A 21,803-nucleotide genomic window follows, 5' to 3' on the forward strand; every position below is an offset into this window, starting at 1 on the left:
ATGTGGGCGCTTACTAACTTTTTGGGGCTCAGTCAGTTGCTTTAGTCATATCTAAAACAACGGCGCGCTGCAGTGTTTTACCTTGGCCATATACACATTCAATGTCGTTTAATGCACTAAGCTGAGAGGGAGAGTCTACGCCTTCTGCAATCACATTAAACTTCAAGTGTTCTGAAATTAACATTACCGACTGAATCAGCTTAAGGTTACGCTGAGACCTTGGTAACGATTTCACGAATCGATGGTCAATTTTAATAAAGTCGAAGGGGTAGGCAAATAGGTAGCTCAGCGAGGCTAAACCACTACCAAAGTTATCGAGTACCAGCGTTACGCCAGCACGTTTTAACTTTTTAATGGCCGGCAGTATAAACTGCGAGCGACGATTCAAATCATTCTCATCGAACTCAAACACTAATCGATTTGGTTTAATACCCGAGTCAGCAATAACCTCGGTCATTTGATTCACCATTGAAGGTTGTAGCAAATGATTGATAGATACGTTAACGGCAATGCGCTCAATCGCTTCGTCGGTGTCTTCAAAGCGCTTTATTAGCTCACATGCCTTAGCTAACTGGAAGAGATCTAAATCGATAGTTAATCCACTATGATCTGCTACTTGTCTAAATTGCTCTCTCGCAATCTTACCGTAAGTAGGATGCGACCAGCGTACGTACATTTCCTTATACAAAATGCTGTTGTCGATAAGGTTGATGACGGGTTGTAAGAAAAAATCAAACTCTTCGTCTCTAAGAGCACGTCTGAATTCGTTTTCTAGTTCAAGCTCTTCAATTAAGCGTTCCCGCATGCTCTTATCGAACATAACAAAGCGTCCGCGGCCAAGTGTTTTAGCTTGGTACATAGCGGCATCGGCGTCGCGCAGTACTTCATCAGCACTATTGTAATAAGGCTCAAGATGAGCAATGCCAATACTTGCGCCGGAATACATTTCACGGCCATCAAGTAGAAAAGGTTCTGATATTGACGAGATAATACGACTTGCTACTTCTTCAACATCTGCGTTTTCATCAAAGTTATCCAGTAGCACAACAAATTCATCGCCGCCTAATCGAGCCAGTAAATCGTGGCCTCGAATACACAGTGCAATGCGCTTAGATACTTCAATTAAAAATTCATCGCCAGCATGGTGACCAAGGGTATCGTTAATCACTTTAAACCGATCGAGGTCGATAAATAAAACGGCAAACATGTTTTCGGTATAACGCTGCTTGCTTGCTACCGCAAGTTCTAGGCGGCTGGTAAACATTGCTCGGTTTGGCAAGTCGGTTAGCGAATCGTGGTGGGCATCGTGAATGAGTTTAAGCTCAATTTCTTTACGTTCGTCTATTTGTTGCTGTAAAAACGAGTTGGCGCGATTAAGCTCAGCGGTGCGCTCTTTTACTCGCTCTTCAAGTTGCGTGTTGTACTGCTGAATCGCTTCCGTATTACTTTTGCGCTCCATGGCCACCGCAATATGGTGGGATACAAAGCGTAAAAGCTCTTGATCACGAGCGGTGTACTTGGCGTGCTTTCCATAGGTTTGAACGGCAATTACACCAGCTATTTCACCATCTACCACAAGTGGAGAGCCCAGCCAGGAGTTCGCGCTTTTCAGCATTTTCTGCGCCACAGTCACGTCAAGCTCACCACTTTCAGCAAGCTGCAGCACCCGAGGTGGGTTAATTAGCTCTGCCTGTCCGGTGCGAAGCACAAACTCTGTTAATCCTAGACTTAGCGGTCTAGGGTCAATGGTTGCTTGGTTGATGTCACTAAAATACGGGAACTCAAGTTTATTTTGAGCCTTATCCACAATCGCTATATAGCAGTTTGGTGCGCTTATCAGCCTTGCAAGGATCTCATGCAAACTTGAATAAAACACGTTCATGTCGCCTTCAAGATTAGCGGCGAGCTCGGATATCTCAAACAATGCTTGTTGTAACGATTCTACCTTTTGGCGTTCAAGAATTTCTTCTTGTAAGTCATCGTTAGTTCTTCGTAGCTGACGGGTTCTATCACGAATGGTGCGTTCGGTTAGCTCACGGTTTTTAACACGGTCAACAGTGGTAACAATATGCTGTGATACAAATAGCAGTACTTCTAAATCTTCTTGGTTGTAGTGCACACCTTCATCGTAAGTTTGCACAACCATAGCCCCAATAACTTGGCTGCCGCGCTTAAGCGGAACGCCACATAATTCATAAGGGGGAGAGCCGACTAACTTAAAGCCAAGTTCTTCAGCAAACTTATGTTCTTCGTCACGCTTGTAAAAAAGATGATTACCCGACTTAAGAATATAACCGGTCATGCCGTCCATTAACGATTCGGCAGGAAGCTGGCGCACTGTCTGCTCGTCAAATTCATCAACGAAATAGGAAAAATCGACAATGTTGCTTTCAGGGTCGTAAAAAGCGACGTAAAAGTTATCGGCATTCATAAAATCACCAATGATTTCATGAATAGATGTGTAGAGGTGGTTAAGGTTACTTACTGAACTGGCGAGTTCGGAAATGTCAAAAAGGGCTTTCTGAACACGTTCAGCACGCCTATACTTATCTGTAAGCTGTTGAAGCTGCGGAATAAGTTCCCGCAGCTCTTCTTCAGACAGCTCAGATTGAGTCGAATTTGATGACATTGTGCTCGCCAATGTAAAATTAACATTTGATTTAGCGGATTAACTTACCCCATCCGCGGAAAAAACGCTAATTTTTCAAACAACTTAAACTATCAATTAATAGTTTAAATACCTTCAATCATATACTCGATTGCGGCTTTAATATCGTCTTCTGAACAGTTTCCACACGTACCCATTGGAGGCATTGCGTTAATACCGTTAATTGCGTTTTGCCATACGCCGTCAAGACCGCGGTCGTCTAGGCGAGGTTGCCAATCAGCGGCTACCTGAAATTTAGGAGCACCAAGAACGCCTGCGCTGTGACACGCTACGCATGCAGAGTTGTAAATATCTTCGCCAGATTTTGCTCCGCCTGCAGCAGCGGTATCGCCTTGTGCAGCTGCACCGGCAACGTGCACTTTACCAAGTGGCTTAATACGATCTGCAATTTCATCGTTACTCATTTCTTGCGCTTGAGCCGCAAAGATAGTTAGCGCCGTAGCAGCAACAGTTAACCAAGTCTTTAATTTCACATCTGTCTCCAGGCAATGATGAATTTGTTTAAAATATAACTGGCCAGATTATAACGGTAAATGGCGGCTGAACAACTATTAGAATCCAATTACCTATAAAAAGTAAGGATTTTTAACAATCGAACATCGATTAGATAGAAAGAAAAGAACAAACTAGTTGATGCCTGCCCATGGCCTAAGTATCATTACGGCGCGTTTGCTAATGTGTTTATTAACATTCATTAATTTCTACAAACGTTATTTTTAGCACCTGTAGCTCAGCTGGATAGAGTGTCGGCCTCCGAAGCCGAAGGTCGCGCGTTCGAATCGCGCCAGGTGCGCCATCTCCTCATAGCTCCGTATTTTTCGCCCACTATCAAATTCATCATTACCATTTAAGAGTGGTTATAGCGTTTACAACATAAATCTTTATTGTTATGTTATAACATAATTTGATGGTGGCGAATGAGTAGTCTCAATGCAAAGTTCTCCGCTGACTCACTATTAGAATTTACTCTTTGGGCTCTAACGTAGGCTAAAAGCATGATGCAAAAAAAGTTACCAGTAACGGTGCTATCTGGATTTCTAGGTGCAGGCAAAACCACCGTGTTAAACCATATTCTTAATAATAAAGATGGGTTAAAAGTTGCGGTTATTGTTAACGATATGAGCGAAATCAACATTGATGCAGCAGTGGTGCAAAATGAAATAAGTTTCAACCGCGCTGAAGAGAAGCTTGTTGAAATGAGCAATGGGTGTATATGCTGCACGCTTCGCGAAGATTTACTGGAAGAAATTAATCGTTTAGCCGCAGAAAATAAGTACGACTACCTTGTTATTGAGTCCACGGGGATCTCTGAACCCCTGCCAGTAGCAGAAACCTTCACCTTTGCTGATGAAGGGGGTGAAAGCCTCTCAGACGTTGCAACGCTAGACACCATGGTGACTGTTGTTGATGCGCTAAACTTTCTAAAAGATTATGACGAAGCGAAATCACTTCAAGAAGTGGGTGAAAGTTTAGGTGAAGACGACGATCGCAGTATTGCCGATTTACTGGTCGAGCAGGTTGAGTTTGCAGATGTCATCTTGATTAGCAAAACGGATTTGGTATCAGAGCAGGAGCTCAAACGCTTACAAAGCATTTTGAGTACGCTTAATACTGAAGCCCGACAAATACCCACAAAAAACGGCAATGTGCCCGTAGCAAAAGTATTGGCGACGGGCAGGTTCAGTTTTGAAAAGGCGCAGTTGGCACCTGGCTGGCTCAAAGAAATGCGTGGAGAACATGTCCCTGAAACTGAAGAGTTCGGTATCAGTAGTTTTGTGTTTCAAGCAAGACGCCCTTTCTACCCCCAAAAATTTTATGATTTTATCCACAGCAAAGAAATAGCGGGAAAGCTTATCCGCTCCAAAGGTTTCTTTTGGCTAGCAACACGCCCACATTTGGCGGGCAGCTGGAGCCAAGCTGGCGGAATGGCGCGCTATGGAGCAGCCGGCCTTTTCTGGAAAGCGGTACCGAAAGAGGAGTGGCCGGATGATCCCGAGTACCTCGAATCTATACAGCAGCAATGGGAAGAGCCCTTTGGCGATATGCGACAAGAACTGGTGTTCATTGGCCAGGGGCTCAATAAGCAAGACATTATCAATCGTTTGAATGATTGCTTGCTGAGCGAAAGCGACCTGTTAAAAGGAAGAGCAGAATGGTCAACACTTCCCGATCCATTTCCATCTTGGGGGCACTAACATGCTTGCATTGAAAGAAAATACTTCATGCTCTTGGAGCAGTGGACAGTCTCCTATCGTACTTGGCGATATTATCTGCGATACAAAAAGCGTCACCATTTGGGAGCGAGAGAAAAATAATACTATCACTCGCTACTTTGAGGCGGTTTTTACATCGTTAGGGTTAGGCCTAAAAGGTGTGTTTGAGGTTAATACCCTTAAGCAGCAGCTAGACATTATGCTGCCTAAGCACGATGGCAAAGCTGAAGTTATCGATGATATTTTTTTACTGACCGATATGCTTACATGTTTGTTCGATTGCAAATAAGTGGGTCTTCGGCTAGTGCCGCTTACCTCAGCAATGTGTCCTAGCTTTCATCGGGACAATATACCCGTGCGCCTTGTTAACACCTACATTGGAGCTGGCACTCAGTGGCTTCCGCTAGAGCAATTGCGGCCAAAGCCTTTTGCTGAAAGTCAGCAGCACGTTTCTCAAACGAATTTTGGTATGTACTACAAACACGACGATATTCAAACAATGAATGCGTTTGAGGTAGGTATGCTAAAAGGTGAGGCTTGGCATGAGTCGTTAGGAGCCGTGCATCGTTCATGTCCTGTTGCAAAAGGCGAAAAAAGAGTGTTACTCACATTAGATCCAATGTGAGCATTCTATTGCATTTAATTGAATCAAATTGAAAGTTTACTCTCCCACTTGATGAATTGGGTCCGTTGGACTCAATTCATTTTTTTACTTCCTCGTTTTTACATCTCCTTCTTTTTATAAGCACCAAACCAGCATTAAAACTGCTTTTTCCTTGTTAATGTTGGCACGTTGTCCTCGTATCGTTACTACATAACCGGAGGGCTATAAAAATGAGCGTCTGCAACTAACTATTCCCGTTTTCACTGAAATAACGCAGAAGTGTGGAGGTTCATCGTTAAACTTGTGCGAAGCGATATGTTTAGCCATAGGATATTGTCTGTCCAAATCCCTTGCCCTTAACACTATGGAGGTGATGTTATGCATCGCACTTTATCAACGCTTATGGTCTTCAGCTTACTGAGTACGCCTTTATTTGCTGCAATGAAAGAAGATGGTAATTCACCTTCAGTAGCTCCTGCTAAAGAAAAAAGACTCATTGAAGCGATAGTGCCCATTGAAACTTATCCCAATGGAAGTGTACCAATGCCTCGCTTTTCTGTGGATGCTAACTGGCCTACGCTGCCAGATACATGGTTGCTCGGACAGGTAAGTGGACTATCCATTGATAAATACGACCACGTATGGATTTTGCAGCGTCCTAACTCCCTCGGCAAATTCGATACAGGCTTAGCTGCCACGCCACAAACGGCGTTGTGCTGCGAGCCTGCACCTCACGTTATTCGTTTTACGCCACAAGGTGAGGTCGCCACCGCGTGGGGCGGGGCGTCGCATGCGCCCACAGTGGATGGCGTTAATCAGTGGCCGGTAAATGTGCATGGTTTATATGTCGATCCTAACGATTCAGTCTGGATTGCTGGAAACGGTGAAGGCGATCACGTGGTGGCTAACTTCAACTTCGATGGCAAGTTCATCCAGCAATTTGGTGAGCGAGGAAAAACAGCCGGTAACGCCGATGATGCAACGCTAGGCAATCCGTCTGATGTTTTTTATGACCCCAATGCCAATGAGGTGGTTATTTCTGACGGCTATATTAATGCCCGTATGGTGGCTTTTGATGCTGAAGACAAAAAAGCGGCACATATCTGGGGGGCTTACGGCAATAAGCCAACAGGGCCAACTCGCGAAGGCGCTTTTGATCAGTCTCAAGCAGCGCAGCCGCAGGCCCAAGGCGTCGATGTTGAAAACTCGCTGTTTGGCAATATTGTGCACTGCGTTAATCAGTCATCAGACGGCTTAATTTATGTTTGCGACAGACGCAACAATCGCGTTCAAATCTTTAAACGAGAAAAAAGCGGTGATATTTCGTTTGAACACAACCTCGTGGTAGCCGCAACTACCGGCGGCGTAGGTTCGGCAACCGACGTGGCATTTTCACCTGATGAAACTTACCTTTATGTGGCCGACATGATGAATGGTCGCATATGGATTTATGAGCGCGAGTCGCTCACGCTTTTAGGTTCAATAGGCAGAAATGGTCGCTATCCAGGGCAGTTCACTTGGCTTCACAGTATTGATACCGATAGCGATGGTAACCTGTACACCACAGAAGTTAATACCGGACGCCGAGTGCAAAAGTTGATTTTTGAAGGCGTAAAATAATGACCCTATTGTCAGCTGATACGCTATGGTTATTTATTGCCATGTTGTCAGCTGGCGCCTGTGCAGGCTTTACTGCAGGCCTCTTTGGTATTGGCGGAGGCTTTGTTGTTGTGCCTGTTCTACTTATCATTTTTAACAAGATGGGCGTGGCGGATGATGTTGCCGTGCATTTGGCCATTGGCACTTCCCTTGCCACTATTATCACCACCAGCCTGCGAGCGGCTCGTTCTCATTCAAAGCGCAACGCTGTAGATTTTACTGTGGTAAAAAGCTGGGCACCTTGGATTATATTGGGCGTTGTTGTGGGCTTAGTGATTGCCTCAGACGCCAACGCGTCGCTGTTAGTGGGAGTATTTGGTGCGGGTGTTCTGCTGCTATCGGTACACTTTTTATTTCCCAATTGGCTTGCCCACAAGCGACTAAATAAAACCATGCCAGAGGGGCGCGCCAAAGCAACGCTTGCCACATTTTTAGGTGGTATATCAGCACTGCTTGGCATTGGTGGCGGCACCATCACTGTGTTAACCATGACATTATCTAACCGGCCTATTCATCAGGCCATAGGAACCGCTTCTGCTTTTGGCGCGCTAATAGCCATACCCGGTACACTGGGGTTTATTATTATCGGTTGGAGCAAAACGGGCTTACCGCTGGGCTCCTTAGGATACGTAAATACCATCGGTTGGATTGCTATAAGTGCTGTTTCACTACTTACCGCTCCATTAGGCGCAAAGCTTGCCCACAACCTCAACCCCAATATGTTAAAACGCGCATTCGGCATTTACCTCGTAGTAACAGGCAGCTTTATGCTGCAAAAGAGTGTGATGTCAACGTCTTCTAACTCGGTATCAGGCAATAGCGATGCCGTGGTATCTATCCAAGCTTTTCTTTATTAGTTAGGCATGTCTTTTTTAGTTTTTCTCTGCTTCGCGTTGCTCGTTTTGCAATATGATTCTCAAAAAGAAAAAGCCTTTTCATTTATTGATGGTTAAGCGTCGTTCACCAGCCATTTAATAACGTTGCCTATGGCGAAAGTGGAGTGATAGTTGGAGCAAATGGTATAGCCACGGCCTGGCGACGTTAAGCTGGGGCCAAGTGGAATGAGCTTTCCCTCTTCGATAAATGAGGTAATTAAGCCTTTCCAACCAAGGCACAAACCTTGCCCAGCCACAGCGGCCTCAACAATTAATGGGAAATTGTTATAACGAAACACAATAGGGTTGGTGGAAGGCTTTATTTTTACGCCCTTCGACCAGCTTTTCCAATTAGGCCAGCGAGGGTCGTCAACATCCTTGTGAAGCAAGGGTATATTGCTTAAATCAGTCAGGTTTTGTCCAGCTTTAAGGCCCAGCTTGTTTGCAAGTTCAGGTGAGCACACAGGAAAAACCTCTTCCTCAATCATCATATGTTCGTATTCATATTTACCCGCCAAGCTTGAGTAGTGAAAAACAATGTCTGCTTGTGAAGCGAGAAGATCAGATAAGCTGTTTGTTGGCTGAATTTCAAATAGGTAATCGGGAAAGGCTTGCTGTAAACGCTGCAGCCTTGGCATTAACCAATGAAACGCAAACCCAAAATAGGCGCTAATAGAAATTTTGGTTCTGAAATCGTTAAAGTCAGTTTTTGCGCTGTCTGTGGCTCGCTGAATAGTGGCAAGGGCCTTTTCTATTTCATTATAGTATTTCATGCCGGCCATGGTGGGAGACGTAGGTTTGTGTTCCCTATTAACCAATACACCGCCAAGCACCTCTTCCAATGCCCGTATTCGCTGCGACACTAAGGGCTGGCTAATGCCTAACTCTTCAGCAGCAAGAGTCATCGAACCGTGCTTTACGGTAGCATCAAACGCAATAAGGCTATTCAGTGTTGGTGGTTCGTTGCGCTGCTTCATAATGAATTTGCATGTTTCCTATAAGTCGTAGCTACTGTGTTGCTAGGTAATTTTGCTTGATACTCGCAGCCTGACATTTCACAGAGGAAAAATCAAAAGTGCAACAGGTGCAAACACTCAATTACCGCATAGATGAACAACAAGCTCGCGTACTGGCCTCCATTGATGGCAAAGAAATTTCATTACCAGCGCTGTGGCTAAGAGAGCGTTGCCAGGATACGGAAAACGTGGATAAGACAACCAAACATCGCTTGTTCGATCCGCATCAGCTAGATACCGATTTAGCACTCACACGGGTGGAAAAGAGAAGTGAGCTGCGCGCCAGCTTAACCTTCAGCGATGGGTACAGCGGTGAGTATGACCTCAGCGAGTTTAACGCCGATTTCGATCATCTTGATGGCGCTCCAGCCCCACGTCCTTGGAAAAGTGATATCGATAAGTCGGTTTTTCATGTGGAATATCATTCGCTGCATTCCGATAAAGGGCTTATTGCAGGAATTGAAAAGTTTCTTACCTATGGCGTTATCATTGTTGATAACGTGCCGCAGAATCTTGAGGCCACCATTGAGGTTGCCGAGATTTTTGGCCACGTAAGGGAAACCAATTTTGGTAAATCTTTTGAAGTTTATTCCCGCCCTAATTCAAGCGACTTAGCGTATCGCTCTGTGCCACTTGGGCCGCACACCGACAATCCGTATCGCGACCCGATGCCAGGAATTCAACTACTGCATTGCTTACAAAACCAGGCGGGTGAGGGCTTATCAACGCTGGTGGACAGTTTATCTGTATTAGAGCAGCTAAAGAAAGAGCAGCCAGAGGGCTACAAAATGCTTAGCGAAGTGCCGGTGCGTTTTCGTCATTTCGATAGCGAAGTCGATTTGGTTGAGCGTCGCACCATTATTGAATCTGATGCGACCGGAAAAGTAACCGGCATTGCCTACAGCCCGCGTTTAGACAATTTACCCTTGTTAAGCGATGACGACCTTATTACTTTTCACAATGCCCGTAAGCGCTTGGGTCAGCTACTGAGTTCGCCAGAGTTTGAGTGGAAATTCTGCTTACAGCCTGGTCAGCTTCAAATGTTTCACAATACCCGCGTGTTACACGGCAGAACAGGCTTCGATCCAAACAAAGGATTGCGTCACCTGCACGGCGCTTATATCGATTACGATGCACCGAAAGGGCGTTATAAGTTGTTAAAGCAAAAAATGAGTGGTCAATAAGGGGCGCTGTATGGAAACCGTAGCATTCAAACAAATGAAAGACGGCACGAAAGAAGAGTTCCAATTTCTTGATAAGCACGAAGAAGAGTTTGCCAAAGGGCTGCCCGATAGAATTTTAAAGGCGCTAGCGCAATTAGAGCATACGCTTTCTGGCTATCAGGTGTCGCGATTAGAGCACTCGCTGCAATCGGCGACGCGGGCAGAAGAAGACGGGGCAGATGATGAGATGATCCTTGCTGCCCTTATTCACGATTTAGGCGATGATTTAGCGCCGCACAACCACTCTCAGTTTGCGGCCTCTATTTTACGTCCTTACGTGCGCCCTGAAGTGACGTGGGTCATTAATCAGCACGGCTTGTTTCAAAATTTCTATTACGCCCATTATTTAGGTGGCGACAGAAATGAACGTGACTACTTAAAAGACCACCCGTGGTATCAGTCGTGCGTAGATTTTTGTGAGAAATGGGATCAGGCGTCTTTCGACCCAGACTATCCCACCAAGCCACTGTCGCACTTCGAGCCTTTAGTTCGCCGTATTTTTACTCGTACTGCGTTCGACCCGCAATATGTTGGCAATCAAACCATGGGAAAAAGTGCGGTAGACATTGCTATGTCTGGGGTAGAGCAATCATAGGGTTTGCGTGGCTACTCTGTGATTGAGTTTTTTTAGACACGATGTGTAAATACTAAAAGGTCGTCGTTAGTCCCGTATCTCTATGAGCACTTCTTCGGGGCTAGCGCTGACATTTGCTAAAACGTACTTATCAACGAGGCGCTATAAACGAGCGGCGGGCAGTGTAATAGTAAAGCAAGTGCCTTCGCCCACCTGACTTTCAATACTTATTTTGCCGTTGTGGCTTTCAATAATACCGTGGCTTATGGCAAGGCCTAGCCCGGTACCAGTGCCAATTTCTTTGGTGGTAAAAAACGGTTGAAAGAGTTTGCCGAGGTTCTCCGGTGGAATGCCGCAACCGTTGTCTTTCACGCTCACCACAACGTTTTTATCAGTAGCCTCAATATTTATTTCAATCGCTCCGTTTTCACTAATAGCATGTACTGCATTTACCAACAGGTTTACAAATACCTGGCTGAGTTCGGTTAAATTACCGGTAACATAAAAGTCGTCACCTGGTTCATAGTGAAGCACGGCATTGTATTTTAATTCGTTTCGAACCAATGATATGGCAAGGTCGATAGCCGATTGAATAGAGAGCTGTTCCTGCTTCGAGTCAGAAGGGTGGGCAAAACTGCGTAATCCAGATACCGTTTTGCTCACGCGTTGAGCGCCTTCTACACTCTCTTGAATGAGAGGGGAGATATCCTCAGCCATAAACGCCAAGTCGTTCCAATTAATATTGGTTTGCGAGAGGTTTTCTATGTGTTTTTTGTCAGCCTCAGATAAATTAGACAATGCCGTGACTAATGGAACAACACTTTGCATGTACTCATCAAGGCTAGATAGGTTGCTCAGCAAAAAGCCAATAGGGTTATTAATTTCATGGGCAACACCAGCTGCAAGGGTACCTACAGAGGCCATTTTTTCAGATTGAAGCAGCTCCTTGGTTCGTTGGTCTACTAACGACTCTAAATGCTCGGCGCTGGCTTTTAGTTCACTATTTAATTCTTTAACGTGCCTGTACAGGCTTTCCTTAAGCTGAAGAGTACCGATATAAAAGTTGATAGGGTCGTGATTAACAAAGTCGTTAAGCGACAGACTCATGGCTTCAAGCTGCGCCATATCGGTAAGCTGAGGGTAACCGATAAAATAATATCCAGTAGGAATTTGATAAAACACCCCACCAAAAACAAAGTCTTTTTTGTCGCACGGGCAAATAGTCACTAATTGCCCGTTAAACATAGTAAGGAACTGCTTACTTACCGGAATTTTTGGCGTTATTAATTCAAACGCACTCAACAAGGGCATATCTTCATGCAATTGCTCGCAAATTTTGCCAAAGGCCGGCGAAAAACTTTTGATGTTGAGCTGTTGGTCTAGCTCAAACTGAAAGGTATGAATTTGCAAAGTGCTTCCTAAACAAAGTTAATACGAAACGTGCTAAACGGTGTATCTTCAGTTTTCGCCTCTACAAACGTGATAGTGGCTGGCTCATTAAAGTAGTTGCACACGCCTAAAAGCAGCCCCTCTACAAACGGCTCTAATCCGTCTCGTGTAGAGTAATAATGAATAGTAATACTGCCGTCATCATTTTTTTGACATAGAAACGACGGCGGCACGAGCTCTTTTAGCTGTGCAGAAATCACTTGATGCATGTTGTTCAAATTAGATAGAAATTCAAATGCACCGCCAGACACCAGAGCATACATAGAGCGATAACTACCTTGAGAGGTCTCTTTCACCCAATCCTCACCCATCTGACGTAAAAACGTTGCTGCATCAACATTTAAATGAGTTACACAGGCACCCACCAGGTTAAAGGTTACGTCATCGCTGTAAGGCTGCATTTCAACGAACGACGATTCATAGTCTTCAAGAGATTGATTAATGTCTTTCCAGTCCTGCTCGCTGTAGCGGTTTATTACCGTGGTAGATATGAATTTGTTTACCATGCCGTACATAAAAAACTCCCACACATTCCTCTTACAAAACATAGCACAACACTCAAAAAAAGAACGTAATTCAAAAGTAGCGTTTTTTATATCTATAGAGTTTATATCTATAGAGAATGCTGCTTGTGCTAGTTTCTGTGTGTTAGCTAAGTTAGCGGGGTAAGCAAGAAATTATTGTTAGTCTTATCAAACAATGGTGTTATACGTTTTATTGCTGATTATTATTGAAAATATGGTTTCTGCGGTGAGTGATTTTTCAACACCTATTAGGTTGCTTGCACCGTCATCTTCTTTTCTGCGGGTGTACCAGCATAAATTCCAATGTTTCACTGCGAATGAGTGAAGCCTTAAAGCACTGAAAAAACAGAGAGAAAGGAATGTCTGCACTATCTATTTTATTGTTTACAGCGGCGCTGGCCGTGGCTCAATCAAGCGTTGCTGAAACGCCTTCTAACGCAGCGGTTACCTCACCCGCTACAGCTACTTTCACTTCAACATCTACATGCGAAAAAGCCGATTTAGTGCTGCACAATACCACTGTTTATACGGCAAATGACTCACAGTGGAAGGCGCAAGCGGTGGCGAGCTTAGGTAGTAAAATAGTGTTTGTAGGCTCAAACGAAGCGGCCAAAAAGTACATGTGCGGTAATGCCAACAGTATTGATATGGCCGGGAAAACGGTATTTGCAGGCTTTACCGACAGTCACCAACATTTAGAAGGCGTAGGTAAACGCACAAAAACCTTAAGCTTATTTGGGGTGCCCACGCTAAAACAAACCGTAAAAGAAATAGAAAATTGGGCAAGCAGCGTACCTGATAACAATTGGGTATTAGGTCGCGGGTGGATAGAGCGCGAATGGACCGATGAACAGCGCTTTTTAAGTCGCCATGATGTAGATGGCTTTACCGCAAATAAGCCGTTATTTATGCCCCGTGCTGACGGTGTGTCTGCGCTGGTAAACAGCAAGGCGTTGGAACTGGCTGGCGTAACTCGCCATACGCCAGACCCTGAAGGCGGCAAGTTTGAGCGCGACGAGTCAGGCGAGCTGACGGGTTACGTGCTAGCCAACGCCATGAACGTATTTCGCGATATTATTCCCAAAGATACCGATGCCTATTTAAAAGATAACTTATTAAGAGGCTTGCAGGCCAATGTGGCTATGGGCTGGACCCAAACTCAAGACGCCGGCATGCCGTATCGCTTAGTCGATTTAATGCAGCAAATTCATCAACAAGGCGACATGTTGCACAGAGTGTACGCGTCAATTCCCGTTTTACAGGCCGAGCAGTTATTCACCCGGGGGCGTGAAAAAACCGCCGATGATATGTTTGATGTAAGAGGCATCAAGGTATTTATCGACGGTACATTAGGCTCGCGAGGTGCTGCACTATTAGAAAACTATTCTGATGCACCGCACAATGGGTTTATGAACCGCATTACTCAAGAAGCCCTAGTGCCCATATTGCACAAAGCACTGCAACATGGTGCGCAAGTACAAACCCATGTTATTGGCGATAGAGCAGTACGCTCGCTGCTGAATTGGTACGAAGAGGCGTATAACACAGTGCCTAAAGAAGAGTGGGCACACCAAGATTTACGCTGGCGTATGGAACACGCTCAAATAATAACGCCACACGATCAGCAGCGCTTTGTAGATTTAAACGTTATTCCCTCAATGCAGCCTAGTCACGGCATCGGCGATTTAAACTTTGCTGGGGCTAGATTAGGCCAAGCGCGCCTAGCCTATGCTTATCCATGGAAGTCGCTAGTTGATAAAGGCTTAAAAGTGGTAGCAGGCTCAGACGCGCCGGTAGAAGTGGGCGATCCACGGATAGAGTTTTACGCTGCGGTAGCCCGAAAGCGACTGGATGGTACCTCGGGCGAAGGTTGGCATCCAGAGCAAGCGGTTTCAAGAGAGACCGCCCTTAAAATGCTGACTATTTGGCCTGCCTACGGGGCATTTCAAGAGCACCTGCGCGGCTCTATAGAGGTGGGTAAATACGCCGATTTTACAATATTTAATCGCGACTTAATGACAATAGACGAAGCTGATATTCTCAAAGCAGACGTAGCCATGACTGTCGTCAATGGGCAGGTGGTTTACAGGAGAGAAAACTAACTCTCACTGCTGCTAAAGCGCAGTAAAACCACCTTCTATCATCAACTGATGACCCAACAAAAACGACGATTGATTAGAGCTTAAGTACATTACGCCGTTGGCGATATCCTGCGCTTCGCCTAGACGGCCGATGGGGTGTGCACGCGTTGCTAGCTGAGCAGTTTTAGGATCTTTTTCAAAAGCTCGTGTTGTCATGTCAGTATTAATAACACCGGGGCATACAGAATTCACGCGAATGCCTTTTCTACCGTACTCTACGGCGGCGGTTTTCGTTAACCCAACTACAGCGTGCTTTGTTGCGCCATATATTCCCATTTTAGGCGCAGATACCACTCCGCCTATAGAGGCGGTATTCACAATTACGCCGCCACCTTGCTTCATCATTTGCGCAATTTCGTATTTCAAACAAAGCCATACGCCTTTCACGTTGACCGCCATTAGCTTATCGAACATATCTTCTTCGGCGTCCGCTAGGTAGGTGTGATCTAAGTCGATACCTGCATTGTTAAAGGCAATGTCTAAGCAACCATAGTGCGCTACTACCGCATCAACCATGGCTTTTACATCTGCAGACTTAGAAACGTCTGCCTTTATAACTATTGCCTCGCCACCAAGAGAACGCACCTCTTCAGCTACCGCGTGTGCGCCAGCTTCGTCTATATCAGCAATAGCCACTTTGGCCTTATTTTTGGCGTATTCTAAAATAGTGGTGCGGCCAATGCCAAAGCTACCGCCGGTGACTAATGCTACTTTGCCTTCTAAATCTTGATACATATTTTATCCTTATAAAACATTACTTAATACGAATCAACCCTTCTTGTGCGACCGACGCCACCAGCTCACCAGATTGAGTAAAAATACTGCCGCGGTTAAGCCCTCGGCCATTGCCCGTCCAAGGCGTATCCATCAAATAGAGTAACCATTGATCTACTTTAATGTCGTTGGCGTGAAACCATACGGTGTGGTCTATACTTGCAGTCGCTACATTCTCATCCATCCATAGCATTTCGTGTGGACGGCCACTAGTGCTCAATAGGGTTAAGTCGGTGGCGTAAGCCAATATGGCGCGGTGTAATGCGGTATTGCTCGGCAGCGCCTCTTTTGCTCTAAACCAGGTAGCCTGACTCAGTTTTTTGTCGCTTCTTAAAAAGTGAGCTTCTTCGTTAATAGGTCTCACCTCAACGCTGCGGTAGCGGTTAAGCATGTCATACATATGCTCTGGCAGTGAGGCTTTATGTTTTTCAGCCAATGCATTTTCGTTTAACAAGCTATCTGGCGGTGGAATATCAACTGGCATGTCAATTTGATGTTGGTACCCGTCGCTTGTACCTTGAAATGAGGCAATTAAATTAAAAATAGGTTTATTGTGTTGAAGAGCAACCACCCTTCGGTTGCTAAAATTACGGCCATCGAGGTCGCGGTGTACCTTGAAAACGATGTCTTCCTCGCAGTCACCTGGGCGAATGAAGTAGTTATGGCAAGAGTGCACACGTTTATCGGCTGATACCGTTTTCGACGCTGCCATTAACGCTTGTGCTAATACTTGACCACCAAATACTCGGCCGGTAGACGACGCTAGTCTATGCCCTAAAAATTCGTCATTTTCTAATGCTTTAACATCCAGCAGCTCAGTTAATAAGTAGGTTGGTGACAATCTTTCATATAGCTCCTTCATGTTATTCCTCGATGGTTAGCCAAAGTGATTGCTTGCAAAGCGATGGCTTACATTCATCACACGCTGTAAATCAGCTTCTGTGAAATGTAGAAGATGCCATTACTATAAAGTGAAACGCTTTTTATATGTGGTAATTTTCAAGGAATTCTCATCATAAATTTGATTACTTAACTATAAGTTGGTGAGCGATCGTTATCCCAAACTTGCGCTCCAATTTTCAAGAAAAAATAAAACTATCCCCTCACGTTATTTTCGGGTCCAGGCAATTTTAAGCGCATTGCAAGGTCGATTTTTATACCTTCGGCACTATCTGTGTTTCTCGACTTCGTACATTTTTGTCACATCTTAAATTTTCACATCCCTAAATCAATATTGTGTTAACAAAATAACTATATGAAAAATAATAAATAAATGAAAAATTTGTTAATTCTGTAAATTTTTTTGTTAACGAAAGGTTGACCTTAAATGATTATAATGGTCATATGCTCACGTGCTGGGCATATGACAACTTGCGAAGTGAGTATCGCATTAGTGGTTACATTTGTGATGTGCGCACACAAGGTTTGGGAAACACATTTACGGGTAGAACCCACGCGTTCTTCAGTTTTATTCACAAAAAGAATCAAGATAGAGAGTCGTCATGTTGGAAAGATTAGGTCGTTTTAAAAAGAGCAGTTCAAACAAGGTAAACGCAATGAAGCTAAGCGGTATTGCATCAGCCATTATCGCAAGTGCATTCTCAGCGGGCCTTAACGCCGAAGAGTTAAGTGCTAAAAAACCCATGTATATTCCGCCAAACGAACCTAACGAATTTTTAGACGGTCGTGTCCAAGTTAACTTCTTAGCAATGCAAAATTATCAGGCTATTCAAGCTGAAGACGGTGCTTTTCGTCCTGAAGATGAATTGCAGTCAGATGGCTTTGGTCGTTTACGCGTCAACCTTATGTTCAAATTCAAAATTACTGAAAACATTACGGCAGATATCGACATAGCAGAAGAGCCAAACGACTTCGGTAATAACGGCGATCGTGACTTTTCATTCCACCAAGATTTTGCCGGTATTGAGTTTGACCTGCTAGGGCTCACCAATACTGAAAAGCATTCAAATAACCTTACCTTACGCGTAGGTAACATTGGCGCAGCAGCGTTCCAGTTTAAAGGCTTCCAAGATGGGGCAGACAACCAAGGGAACGCGCTTATTGGTAACGGTATTACCGATTACGCCACCGCAGAAAACGGTATTCAATTAAGCTACAGCCAGTCGTACGAAAATGGGCTTATTCGCGCATACAATGTTGCCGGCCACATGACTACGTCTAGCTTTGGCGAAGCATTCCAAGATGACAGAGGCTATAACTATCGCCTGCAGGGAACGCTCGAGTTTGAAGGCGGTTTTAAAGCGGGCTTAAACTATTTTTCGGCCAATCAGGGCGACCAATTAGTGTTTGAAAACGGCACGGCGAGCTTGGCCGGCGTTACCACTACCAACTACCGTTTTGGTGATGGCGAAAACTATAACTTTTCTGCTTCAGCATCGAGCGAACGTGATACTCACGTTGGCGCATTGCCAGGCTTAAACCAATCTATTCTTCAGCTTAACTTGGCGTACCAGCCTACCGACCAAACAAGCGTTATCGTGATGCTAGGTAGAGCTTCCGACGATTACACCTTTGCAGATGCCGATGGCAACGCGGTTGCGGGTATTACCTACTTTGGCACCGACGGTGTGCAAGACCCATTAGGAACCACTTTCGACTCTACTCAAGTAGTAGAAGCCGATGCGTCTGTCGATTACTGGGTTGTGGAAGCGCAGCAGTATATTTTGCCAGAAAAGTTCTATGTAGCGGCTCGATATGCATCAGCTGAGAACACCTCAGACCTCATCACGCAGCAAGATAATGAAGTGACTCGCTTACAGGTGTCTGCGGGCTACTGGATAAATAATAGAACACTTTGGAAAGTGGAATACGTTGACCAAGACGAAGGCGTAAATTCTGGTGGTCAAATTGGGCAGGGCTTCAGCGGATTAACCTCCGAAATCTCAGTGAAGTTCTAAAAACAACAGATAGGCGCTTACTCACACTGCTAGATAAGCGCCCGAACAAAATTACAAAGGGGACCACCTGATGTTGAAAAAATTATCTTTAATGCTGTGCGGTGCACTTGCGATGAACGCGGCAGCAACGGCTGAAACCATCACAATTGCCACGGTAAATAATGGTGACATGATCACCATGAAAGAGCTAAGCAGCGATTTTGAAAAGCAATACCCTGACATTTCTCTTAAGTGGGTAACGCTAGAAGAAAACATTTTAAGACAGCGTGTTACTACCGATGTAGCGACACGCGGCGGCCAGTACGATGTGATGACCATTGGTACTTATGAAGTGCCTATTTGGGGTAAGCAAAATTGGCTGACCGAGCTAGACAACTTAGGCGAGTCGTATGATGTAGACGACCTCTTACCCGCTATTCGCGGCGGTTTATCGGTAAACGACAAACTGTACGCAGCTCCGTTTTATGGAGAAAGCTCAATGGTCATGTACCGCACCGACTTAATGAAAAAAGCAGGCTTAGAAATGCCTAAAGCCCCCACATGGGAGTTTATCCGAACGGCTGCAGCGGCAATGACAGATAAAGAAGAAGGCGTTTACGGTATTTGCTTACGCGGTAAAGCAGGATGGGGTGAAAACATTGCGCTGCTTACTTCCATGTCGAATTCTTTCGGTGCCCGTTGGTTTGATGAAAATTGGAAACCTCAGTTTGACTCAAAAGCATGGAAAGACACGCTAGATTACTACGTGGATGTAATGGAAAAGTATGGCCCTCCTGGCGCTTCTGCAAATGGCTTTAACGAAAATTTAGCATTATTCCAAACAGGCAAATGCGGCATCTGGATTGATGCAACGGTTGCGGGTGGCTTTGTCACTAACGAAAAAGACTCTGAAGTGGCTGACAAAGTTGGGTTCGCGCTAGCGCCAGACAACGGGCTAGGGAAGCGAGGCAACTGGCTGTGGGCATGGACCTTAGCTATTCCTTCAAGCAGTAAGAAAACCGACGCTGCCATGAAGTTTATCAGCTGGGCCACGTCTAAAGAGTACTCTGCGTTAGTGGCTGAAAAGAAAGGGTGGGCTAACGTACCTCCCGGTACTCGCGCTTCACTTTATGAGAATCAAGAATACTTAGATGCTGCGCCATTTGCTCAAATTACCCTTGAATCAATCAACGCTGCCGATCCTAAAAACCCTACTGTAAAGCCAGTACCTTACGTTGGTGTTCAGTTTGTTGCCATTCCAGAATTCCAAGGAATTGGTACTGCGGTAGGACAGCAATTTAGTGCAGCGCTTACCAAACGCATGACTGTCGACCAAGCGCTACAAAGCTCACAACGCCTTGTTGAAAGAGCCATGCGCAAAGCGCGTTATCCAAAGTAATAGGCGGTAAATCGAGGGGGGAGTGCACCGCACTTACCCCGTTTTTTCGTTTGTAAGGGGCCTAGGTAATGGCAACAACTCAATCTCGTACACTGGCCAAAGTAATGCTCGCACCCTCAGTTGCGTTGTTACTGATATGGATGGTCGTTCCGCTTTGCATGACGTTATATTTCTCATTTTTAGACTATAACCTGCTCATACCTGGCGACAATGAATTCATTGGCTTCTTAAATTACGAATTCTTCTTAACCGATCCTGCGTTTATAGAATCCTTTTTTAATACCTTGCTACTAGTGGGTGAGGTGCTGCTTATCACCATCTGTGGGGGCATTGGTTTAGCTATTTTGTTAGATCAAGACATTTGGGGCACAGGCTATGTTCGAATTATGGTGCTAGCGCCGTTTTTCGTTATGCCCACTGTATCTGCACTGGTATGGAAAAACATGCTGATGAACCCAGTAAACGGGCTATTTGCTCACTTGGCCGAGTTTTTTGGCGCAGCGCCAATCGACTTCTTCGCCGAGTTGCCTTTGCTGTCTATCATCATCATTGTGTCTTGGCAGTGGCTTCCCTTTGCAGCACTTATTTTACTAACTGCTATTCAGTCGCTAGACCGAGAGCAGCTAGAGGCCGCCGACCTAGATGGCGCAGGGCCTTTCAGTAAGTTCTTTTATATTGTATTGCCGCATTTATCGCGGGCGATTACAGCGGTCATACTGATAGAAACTATTTTCTTACTTTCGGTGTTTGCTGAAATATTGGTGACTACCAGCGGTGGCCCGGGGTATTCATCAACCAATATAACGTACCTAATTTACACTCAATCTCTATTGCAGTTTGATGTTGGGGGCGGTTCAGCTGGCGGTATTGTGGCGGTTATCATTGCCAACATTGTTGCCATTTTCTTGATGCGTCTTATCGGCAAAAACTTAGAGGGCTAAGGTAATGGCAATGAATTCGAGTAAAAAATCAAAGGTCATTTATACGTTAGTTGCCTGGTGTGTCAGTGGGTTAATCTTTTTTCCCATTTTATGGACACTGCTCACTAGCTTTAAAACAGAGGCTGAAGCTATTTCAGCGTCTCCCAGCTTGTTTATGTTCCAGTGGACACTAGAAAACTATTCCGACGTACTATCTCGTTCGCCGTATTTCACTCACTTTTGGAACTCGGTGGTTATCTCTGTTGGCGCAAGCTTGTTAGGCCTTCTTATTGCGGTGCCTGCGGCGTGGTCTATGGCGTTTGTTCAAACCAAGCGTACCAAAAACCTCCTTATGTGGATGCTATCTACCAAGATGCTGCCGCCAGTAGGTGTATTAATTCCAATTTACCTATTGTTTCGCGATTTCGGCCTGCTCGATACCAAATTAGGGCTAGTGATAGTGATGACGCTGATCAATCTGCCAATTATGGTGTGGATGCTATATACGTATTTCCGCGAAATTCCACACGAGATATTAGAAGCGGCACGTATGGATGGCGCTGGAATTAAAGAAGAAATCTTCCATGTGTTGTTGCCTATTGCTTTACCGGGCATAGCGTCGACATTGCTGTTAAACGTTATTCTGGCGTGGAATGAAGCATTTTGGACACTCATATTAACCGCTGCCAACGCAGCTCCGTTAACCGCGTTTATCGCGAGTTATTCAAGTCCTGAAGGGTTATTTTACGCAAAATTATCAGCAGCCTCAGTAATGGCCATTGTGCCTATTCTTATCCTTGGCTGGTTTAGTCAAAAACAATTAGTGCGCGGCTTGAGCTTTGGCGCGGTTAAGTAGGAGATATTCAA

Annotated in this window: 18 protein-coding genes, 1 tRNA gene and 1 pseudogene; 12 read left to right on the forward strand and 8 right to left on the reverse strand. The window is 45.0% G+C overall.

Annotation, left to right across the window (positions count from 1 at the left end; all coding sequences use genetic code 11):
* Nucleotides 1-28 precede the first annotated feature (28 nt).
* Together AC27HD_RS10460 and AC27HD_RS10465 are read right to left on the reverse strand one after the other, a co-directional pair.
* Nucleotides 29-2,629, reverse strand: a complete 2,601-nt coding sequence (locus tag AC27HD_RS10460; RefSeq protein ID WP_487105633.1) for a sensor domain-containing phosphodiesterase — start codon at nucleotides 2,627-2,629, stop codon at nucleotides 29-31.
* A 104-nt stretch (nucleotides 2,630-2,733) separates the two neighbouring features.
* Nucleotides 2,734-3,141: a c-type cytochrome gene (locus AC27HD_RS10465; RefSeq protein ID WP_032094734.1), complete on the reverse strand. Its 408-nt coding sequence runs from the start codon at nucleotides 3,139-3,141 to the stop codon at nucleotides 2,734-2,736.
* Between the two features lie 246 nt (nucleotides 3,142-3,387).
* Here AC27HD_RS10465 and AC27HD_RS10470 point away from each other — a divergent pair.
* From AC27HD_RS10470 to AC27HD_RS10490, 5 genes and pseudogenes are all read left to right on the forward strand, one after another.
* Nucleotides 3,388-3,464, forward strand: a tRNA-Arg gene (locus tag AC27HD_RS10470).
* 202 nt (nucleotides 3,465-3,666) lie between these two features.
* Complete coding sequence (zigA, locus tag AC27HD_RS10475; protein WP_487105983.1) at nucleotides 3,667-4,863, forward strand: zinc metallochaperone GTPase ZigA; 1,197 nt, start codon at nucleotides 3,667-3,669, stop codon at nucleotides 4,861-4,863.
* 1 nt (nucleotide 4,864) lies between these two features.
* Nucleotides 4,865-5,506, forward strand: a pseudogene (locus tag AC27HD_RS10480) (DUF1826 domain-containing protein).
* A gap of 357 nt (nucleotides 5,507-5,863) precedes the next feature.
* Nucleotides 5,864-7,105 (forward strand): NHL repeat-containing protein, encoded by a 1,242-nt coding sequence (locus tag AC27HD_RS10485; RefSeq protein ID WP_032094732.1) that lies wholly within the window; start codon nucleotides 5,864-5,866, stop codon nucleotides 7,103-7,105.
* Nucleotides 7,105-8,001, forward strand: coding sequence for a sulfite exporter TauE/SafE family protein (locus tag AC27HD_RS10490; RefSeq protein WP_487105636.1), 897 nt, complete (start codon nucleotides 7,105-7,107; stop codon nucleotides 7,999-8,001). The genes AC27HD_RS10485 and AC27HD_RS10490 overlap by 1 nt, the downstream gene beginning before the upstream one ends.
* A gap of 92 nt (nucleotides 8,002-8,093) precedes the next feature.
* Here the strand turns inward: AC27HD_RS10490 and AC27HD_RS10495 are convergent, their stop codons facing one another.
* Nucleotides 8,094-8,996, reverse strand: a complete 903-nt coding sequence (locus AC27HD_RS10495; protein WP_032094731.1) for a LysR substrate-binding domain-containing protein — start codon at nucleotides 8,994-8,996, stop codon at nucleotides 8,094-8,096.
* Between the two features lie 98 nt (nucleotides 8,997-9,094).
* On the opposite strand from AC27HD_RS10495, the gene AC27HD_RS10500 reads away from it, so the two are divergent.
* Together AC27HD_RS10500 and AC27HD_RS10505 are read left to right on the forward strand one after the other, a co-directional pair.
* The gene (locus AC27HD_RS10500; protein WP_487105638.1) at nucleotides 9,095-10,219 is read left to right on the forward strand and encodes a TauD/TfdA family dioxygenase; all 1,125 of its coding nucleotides are present in this window, start codon (nucleotides 9,095-9,097) and stop codon (nucleotides 10,217-10,219) included.
* 10 nt (nucleotides 10,220-10,229) lie between these two features.
* Nucleotides 10,230-10,853 carry an HD domain-containing protein gene (locus tag AC27HD_RS10505; protein ID WP_032094730.1) on the forward strand — a complete coding sequence of 208 codons (624 nt, stop codon included), beginning with the start codon at nucleotides 10,230-10,232 and terminating at the stop codon, nucleotides 10,851-10,853.
* A 141-nt stretch (nucleotides 10,854-10,994) separates the two neighbouring features.
* Here AC27HD_RS10505 and AC27HD_RS10510 read toward each other — a convergent pair whose 3' ends face one another.
* The 3 genes from AC27HD_RS10510 to AC27HD_RS10520 all read right to left on the reverse strand — a co-directional run bounded on the left by AC27HD_RS10510 (nucleotide 10,995) and on the right by AC27HD_RS10520 (nucleotide 13,117).
* Nucleotides 10,995-12,242 (reverse strand): sensor histidine kinase, encoded by a 1,248-nt coding sequence (locus tag AC27HD_RS10510; protein WP_487105640.1) that lies wholly within the window; start codon nucleotides 12,240-12,242, stop codon nucleotides 10,995-10,997.
* A gap of 8 nt (nucleotides 12,243-12,250) precedes the next feature.
* Nucleotides 12,251-12,796: a heme NO-binding domain-containing protein gene (locus AC27HD_RS10515; RefSeq protein WP_487105642.1), complete on the reverse strand. Its 546-nt coding sequence runs from the start codon at nucleotides 12,794-12,796 to the stop codon at nucleotides 12,251-12,253.
* A 177-nt stretch (nucleotides 12,797-12,973) separates the two neighbouring features.
* Nucleotides 12,974-13,117, reverse strand: coding sequence for a hypothetical protein (locus AC27HD_RS10520; protein ID WP_487105644.1), 144 nt, complete (start codon nucleotides 13,115-13,117; stop codon nucleotides 12,974-12,976).
* Nucleotides 13,118-13,164: 47 nt separating this feature from the next.
* Between AC27HD_RS10520 and AC27HD_RS10525 the strand changes: the two genes are divergently transcribed.
* Nucleotides 13,165-14,907: an amidohydrolase gene (locus AC27HD_RS10525; protein WP_487105646.1), complete on the forward strand. Its 1,743-nt coding sequence runs from the start codon at nucleotides 13,165-13,167 to the stop codon at nucleotides 14,905-14,907.
* Between the two features lie 12 nt (nucleotides 14,908-14,919).
* Here AC27HD_RS10525 and AC27HD_RS10530 read toward each other — a convergent pair whose 3' ends face one another.
* Together AC27HD_RS10530 and AC27HD_RS10535 are read right to left on the reverse strand one after the other, a co-directional pair.
* Complete coding sequence (locus AC27HD_RS10530) at nucleotides 14,920-15,681, reverse strand: SDR family oxidoreductase (protein WP_269518662.1); 762 nt, start codon at nucleotides 15,679-15,681, stop codon at nucleotides 14,920-14,922.
* A 19-nt stretch (nucleotides 15,682-15,700) separates the two neighbouring features.
* Nucleotides 15,701-16,582, reverse strand: coding sequence for an acyl-CoA thioesterase (locus tag AC27HD_RS10535; RefSeq protein ID WP_487105648.1), 882 nt, complete (start codon nucleotides 16,580-16,582; stop codon nucleotides 15,701-15,703).
* 781 nt (nucleotides 16,583-17,363) lie between these two features.
* Between AC27HD_RS10535 and AC27HD_RS10540 the strand changes: the two genes are divergently transcribed.
* The 4 genes from AC27HD_RS10540 to AC27HD_RS10555 all read left to right on the forward strand — a co-directional run bounded on the left by AC27HD_RS10540 (nucleotide 17,364) and on the right by AC27HD_RS10555 (nucleotide 21,792).
* Nucleotides 17,364-18,638, forward strand: a complete 1,275-nt coding sequence (locus AC27HD_RS10540) for a hypothetical protein (RefSeq protein ID WP_487105985.1) — start codon at nucleotides 17,364-17,366, stop codon at nucleotides 18,636-18,638.
* A 70-nt stretch (nucleotides 18,639-18,708) separates the two neighbouring features.
* Complete coding sequence (locus AC27HD_RS10545; RefSeq protein WP_487105650.1) at nucleotides 18,709-20,016, forward strand: ABC transporter substrate-binding protein; 1,308 nt, start codon at nucleotides 18,709-18,711, stop codon at nucleotides 20,014-20,016.
* 68 nt (nucleotides 20,017-20,084) lie between these two features.
* Nucleotides 20,085-20,957 (forward strand): carbohydrate ABC transporter permease, encoded by an 873-nt coding sequence (locus AC27HD_RS10550; RefSeq protein WP_487105652.1) that lies wholly within the window; start codon nucleotides 20,085-20,087, stop codon nucleotides 20,955-20,957.
* A 4-nt stretch (nucleotides 20,958-20,961) separates the two neighbouring features.
* On the forward strand, nucleotides 20,962-21,792 hold the full coding sequence (locus tag AC27HD_RS10555; RefSeq protein WP_487105654.1) for a carbohydrate ABC transporter permease: 831 nt from the start codon (nucleotides 20,962-20,964) through the stop codon (nucleotides 21,790-21,792).
* Nucleotides 21,793-21,803: the final 11 nt, after the last annotated feature.

This window comes from Alteromonas sp. 4NS20-0143, from assembly GCF_057542855.1.

Excerpts from the sequence above, each read along its gene's own strand:
- AC27HD_RS10545 (WP_487105650.1), top strand. The coding sequence starts at position 18,709 with ATGTTGAAAAAATTATCTTTAATGCTGTGCGGTGCACTTGCGATGAAC.
- AC27HD_RS10495 (WP_032094731.1), bottom strand. The coding sequence starts at position 8,996 with ATGAAGCAGCGCAACGAACCACCAACACTGAATAGCCTTATTGCGTTT.
- AC27HD_RS10530 (WP_269518662.1), bottom strand. The coding sequence starts at position 15,681 with ATGTATCAAGATTTAGAAGGCAAAGTAGCATTAGTCACCGGCGGTAGC.
- AC27HD_RS10535 (WP_487105648.1), bottom strand. The coding sequence starts at position 16,582 with ATGAAGGAGCTATATGAAAGATTGTCACCAACCTACTTATTAACTGAG.
- AC27HD_RS10490 (WP_487105636.1), top strand. The coding sequence starts at position 7,105 with ATGACCCTATTGTCAGCTGATACGCTATGGTTATTTATTGCCATGTTG.
- AC27HD_RS10550 (WP_487105652.1), top strand. The coding sequence starts at position 20,085 with ATGGCAACAACTCAATCTCGTACACTGGCCAAAGTAATGCTCGCACCC.
- AC27HD_RS10540 (WP_487105985.1), top strand. The coding sequence starts at position 17,364 with ATGTATATTCCGCCAAACGAACCTAACGAATTTTTAGACGGTCGTGTC.
- AC27HD_RS10485 (WP_032094732.1), top strand. The coding sequence starts at position 5,864 with ATGCATCGCACTTTATCAACGCTTATGGTCTTCAGCTTACTGAGTACG.
- AC27HD_RS10515 (WP_487105642.1), bottom strand. The coding sequence starts at position 12,796 with ATGTACGGCATGGTAAACAAATTCATATCTACCACGGTAATAAACCGC.
- AC27HD_RS10460 (WP_487105633.1), bottom strand. The coding sequence starts at position 2,629 with ATGTCATCAAATTCGACTCAATCTGAGCTGTCTGAAGAAGAGCTGCGG.
- AC27HD_RS10505 (WP_032094730.1), top strand. The coding sequence starts at position 10,230 with ATGGAAACCGTAGCATTCAAACAAATGAAAGACGGCACGAAAGAAGAG.
- AC27HD_RS10555 (WP_487105654.1), top strand. The coding sequence starts at position 20,962 with ATGGCAATGAATTCGAGTAAAAAATCAAAGGTCATTTATACGTTAGTT.
- AC27HD_RS10525 (WP_487105646.1), top strand. The coding sequence starts at position 13,165 with ATGTCTGCACTATCTATTTTATTGTTTACAGCGGCGCTGGCCGTGGCT.
- zigA (WP_487105983.1), top strand. The coding sequence starts at position 3,667 with ATGCAAAAAAAGTTACCAGTAACGGTGCTATCTGGATTTCTAGGTGCA.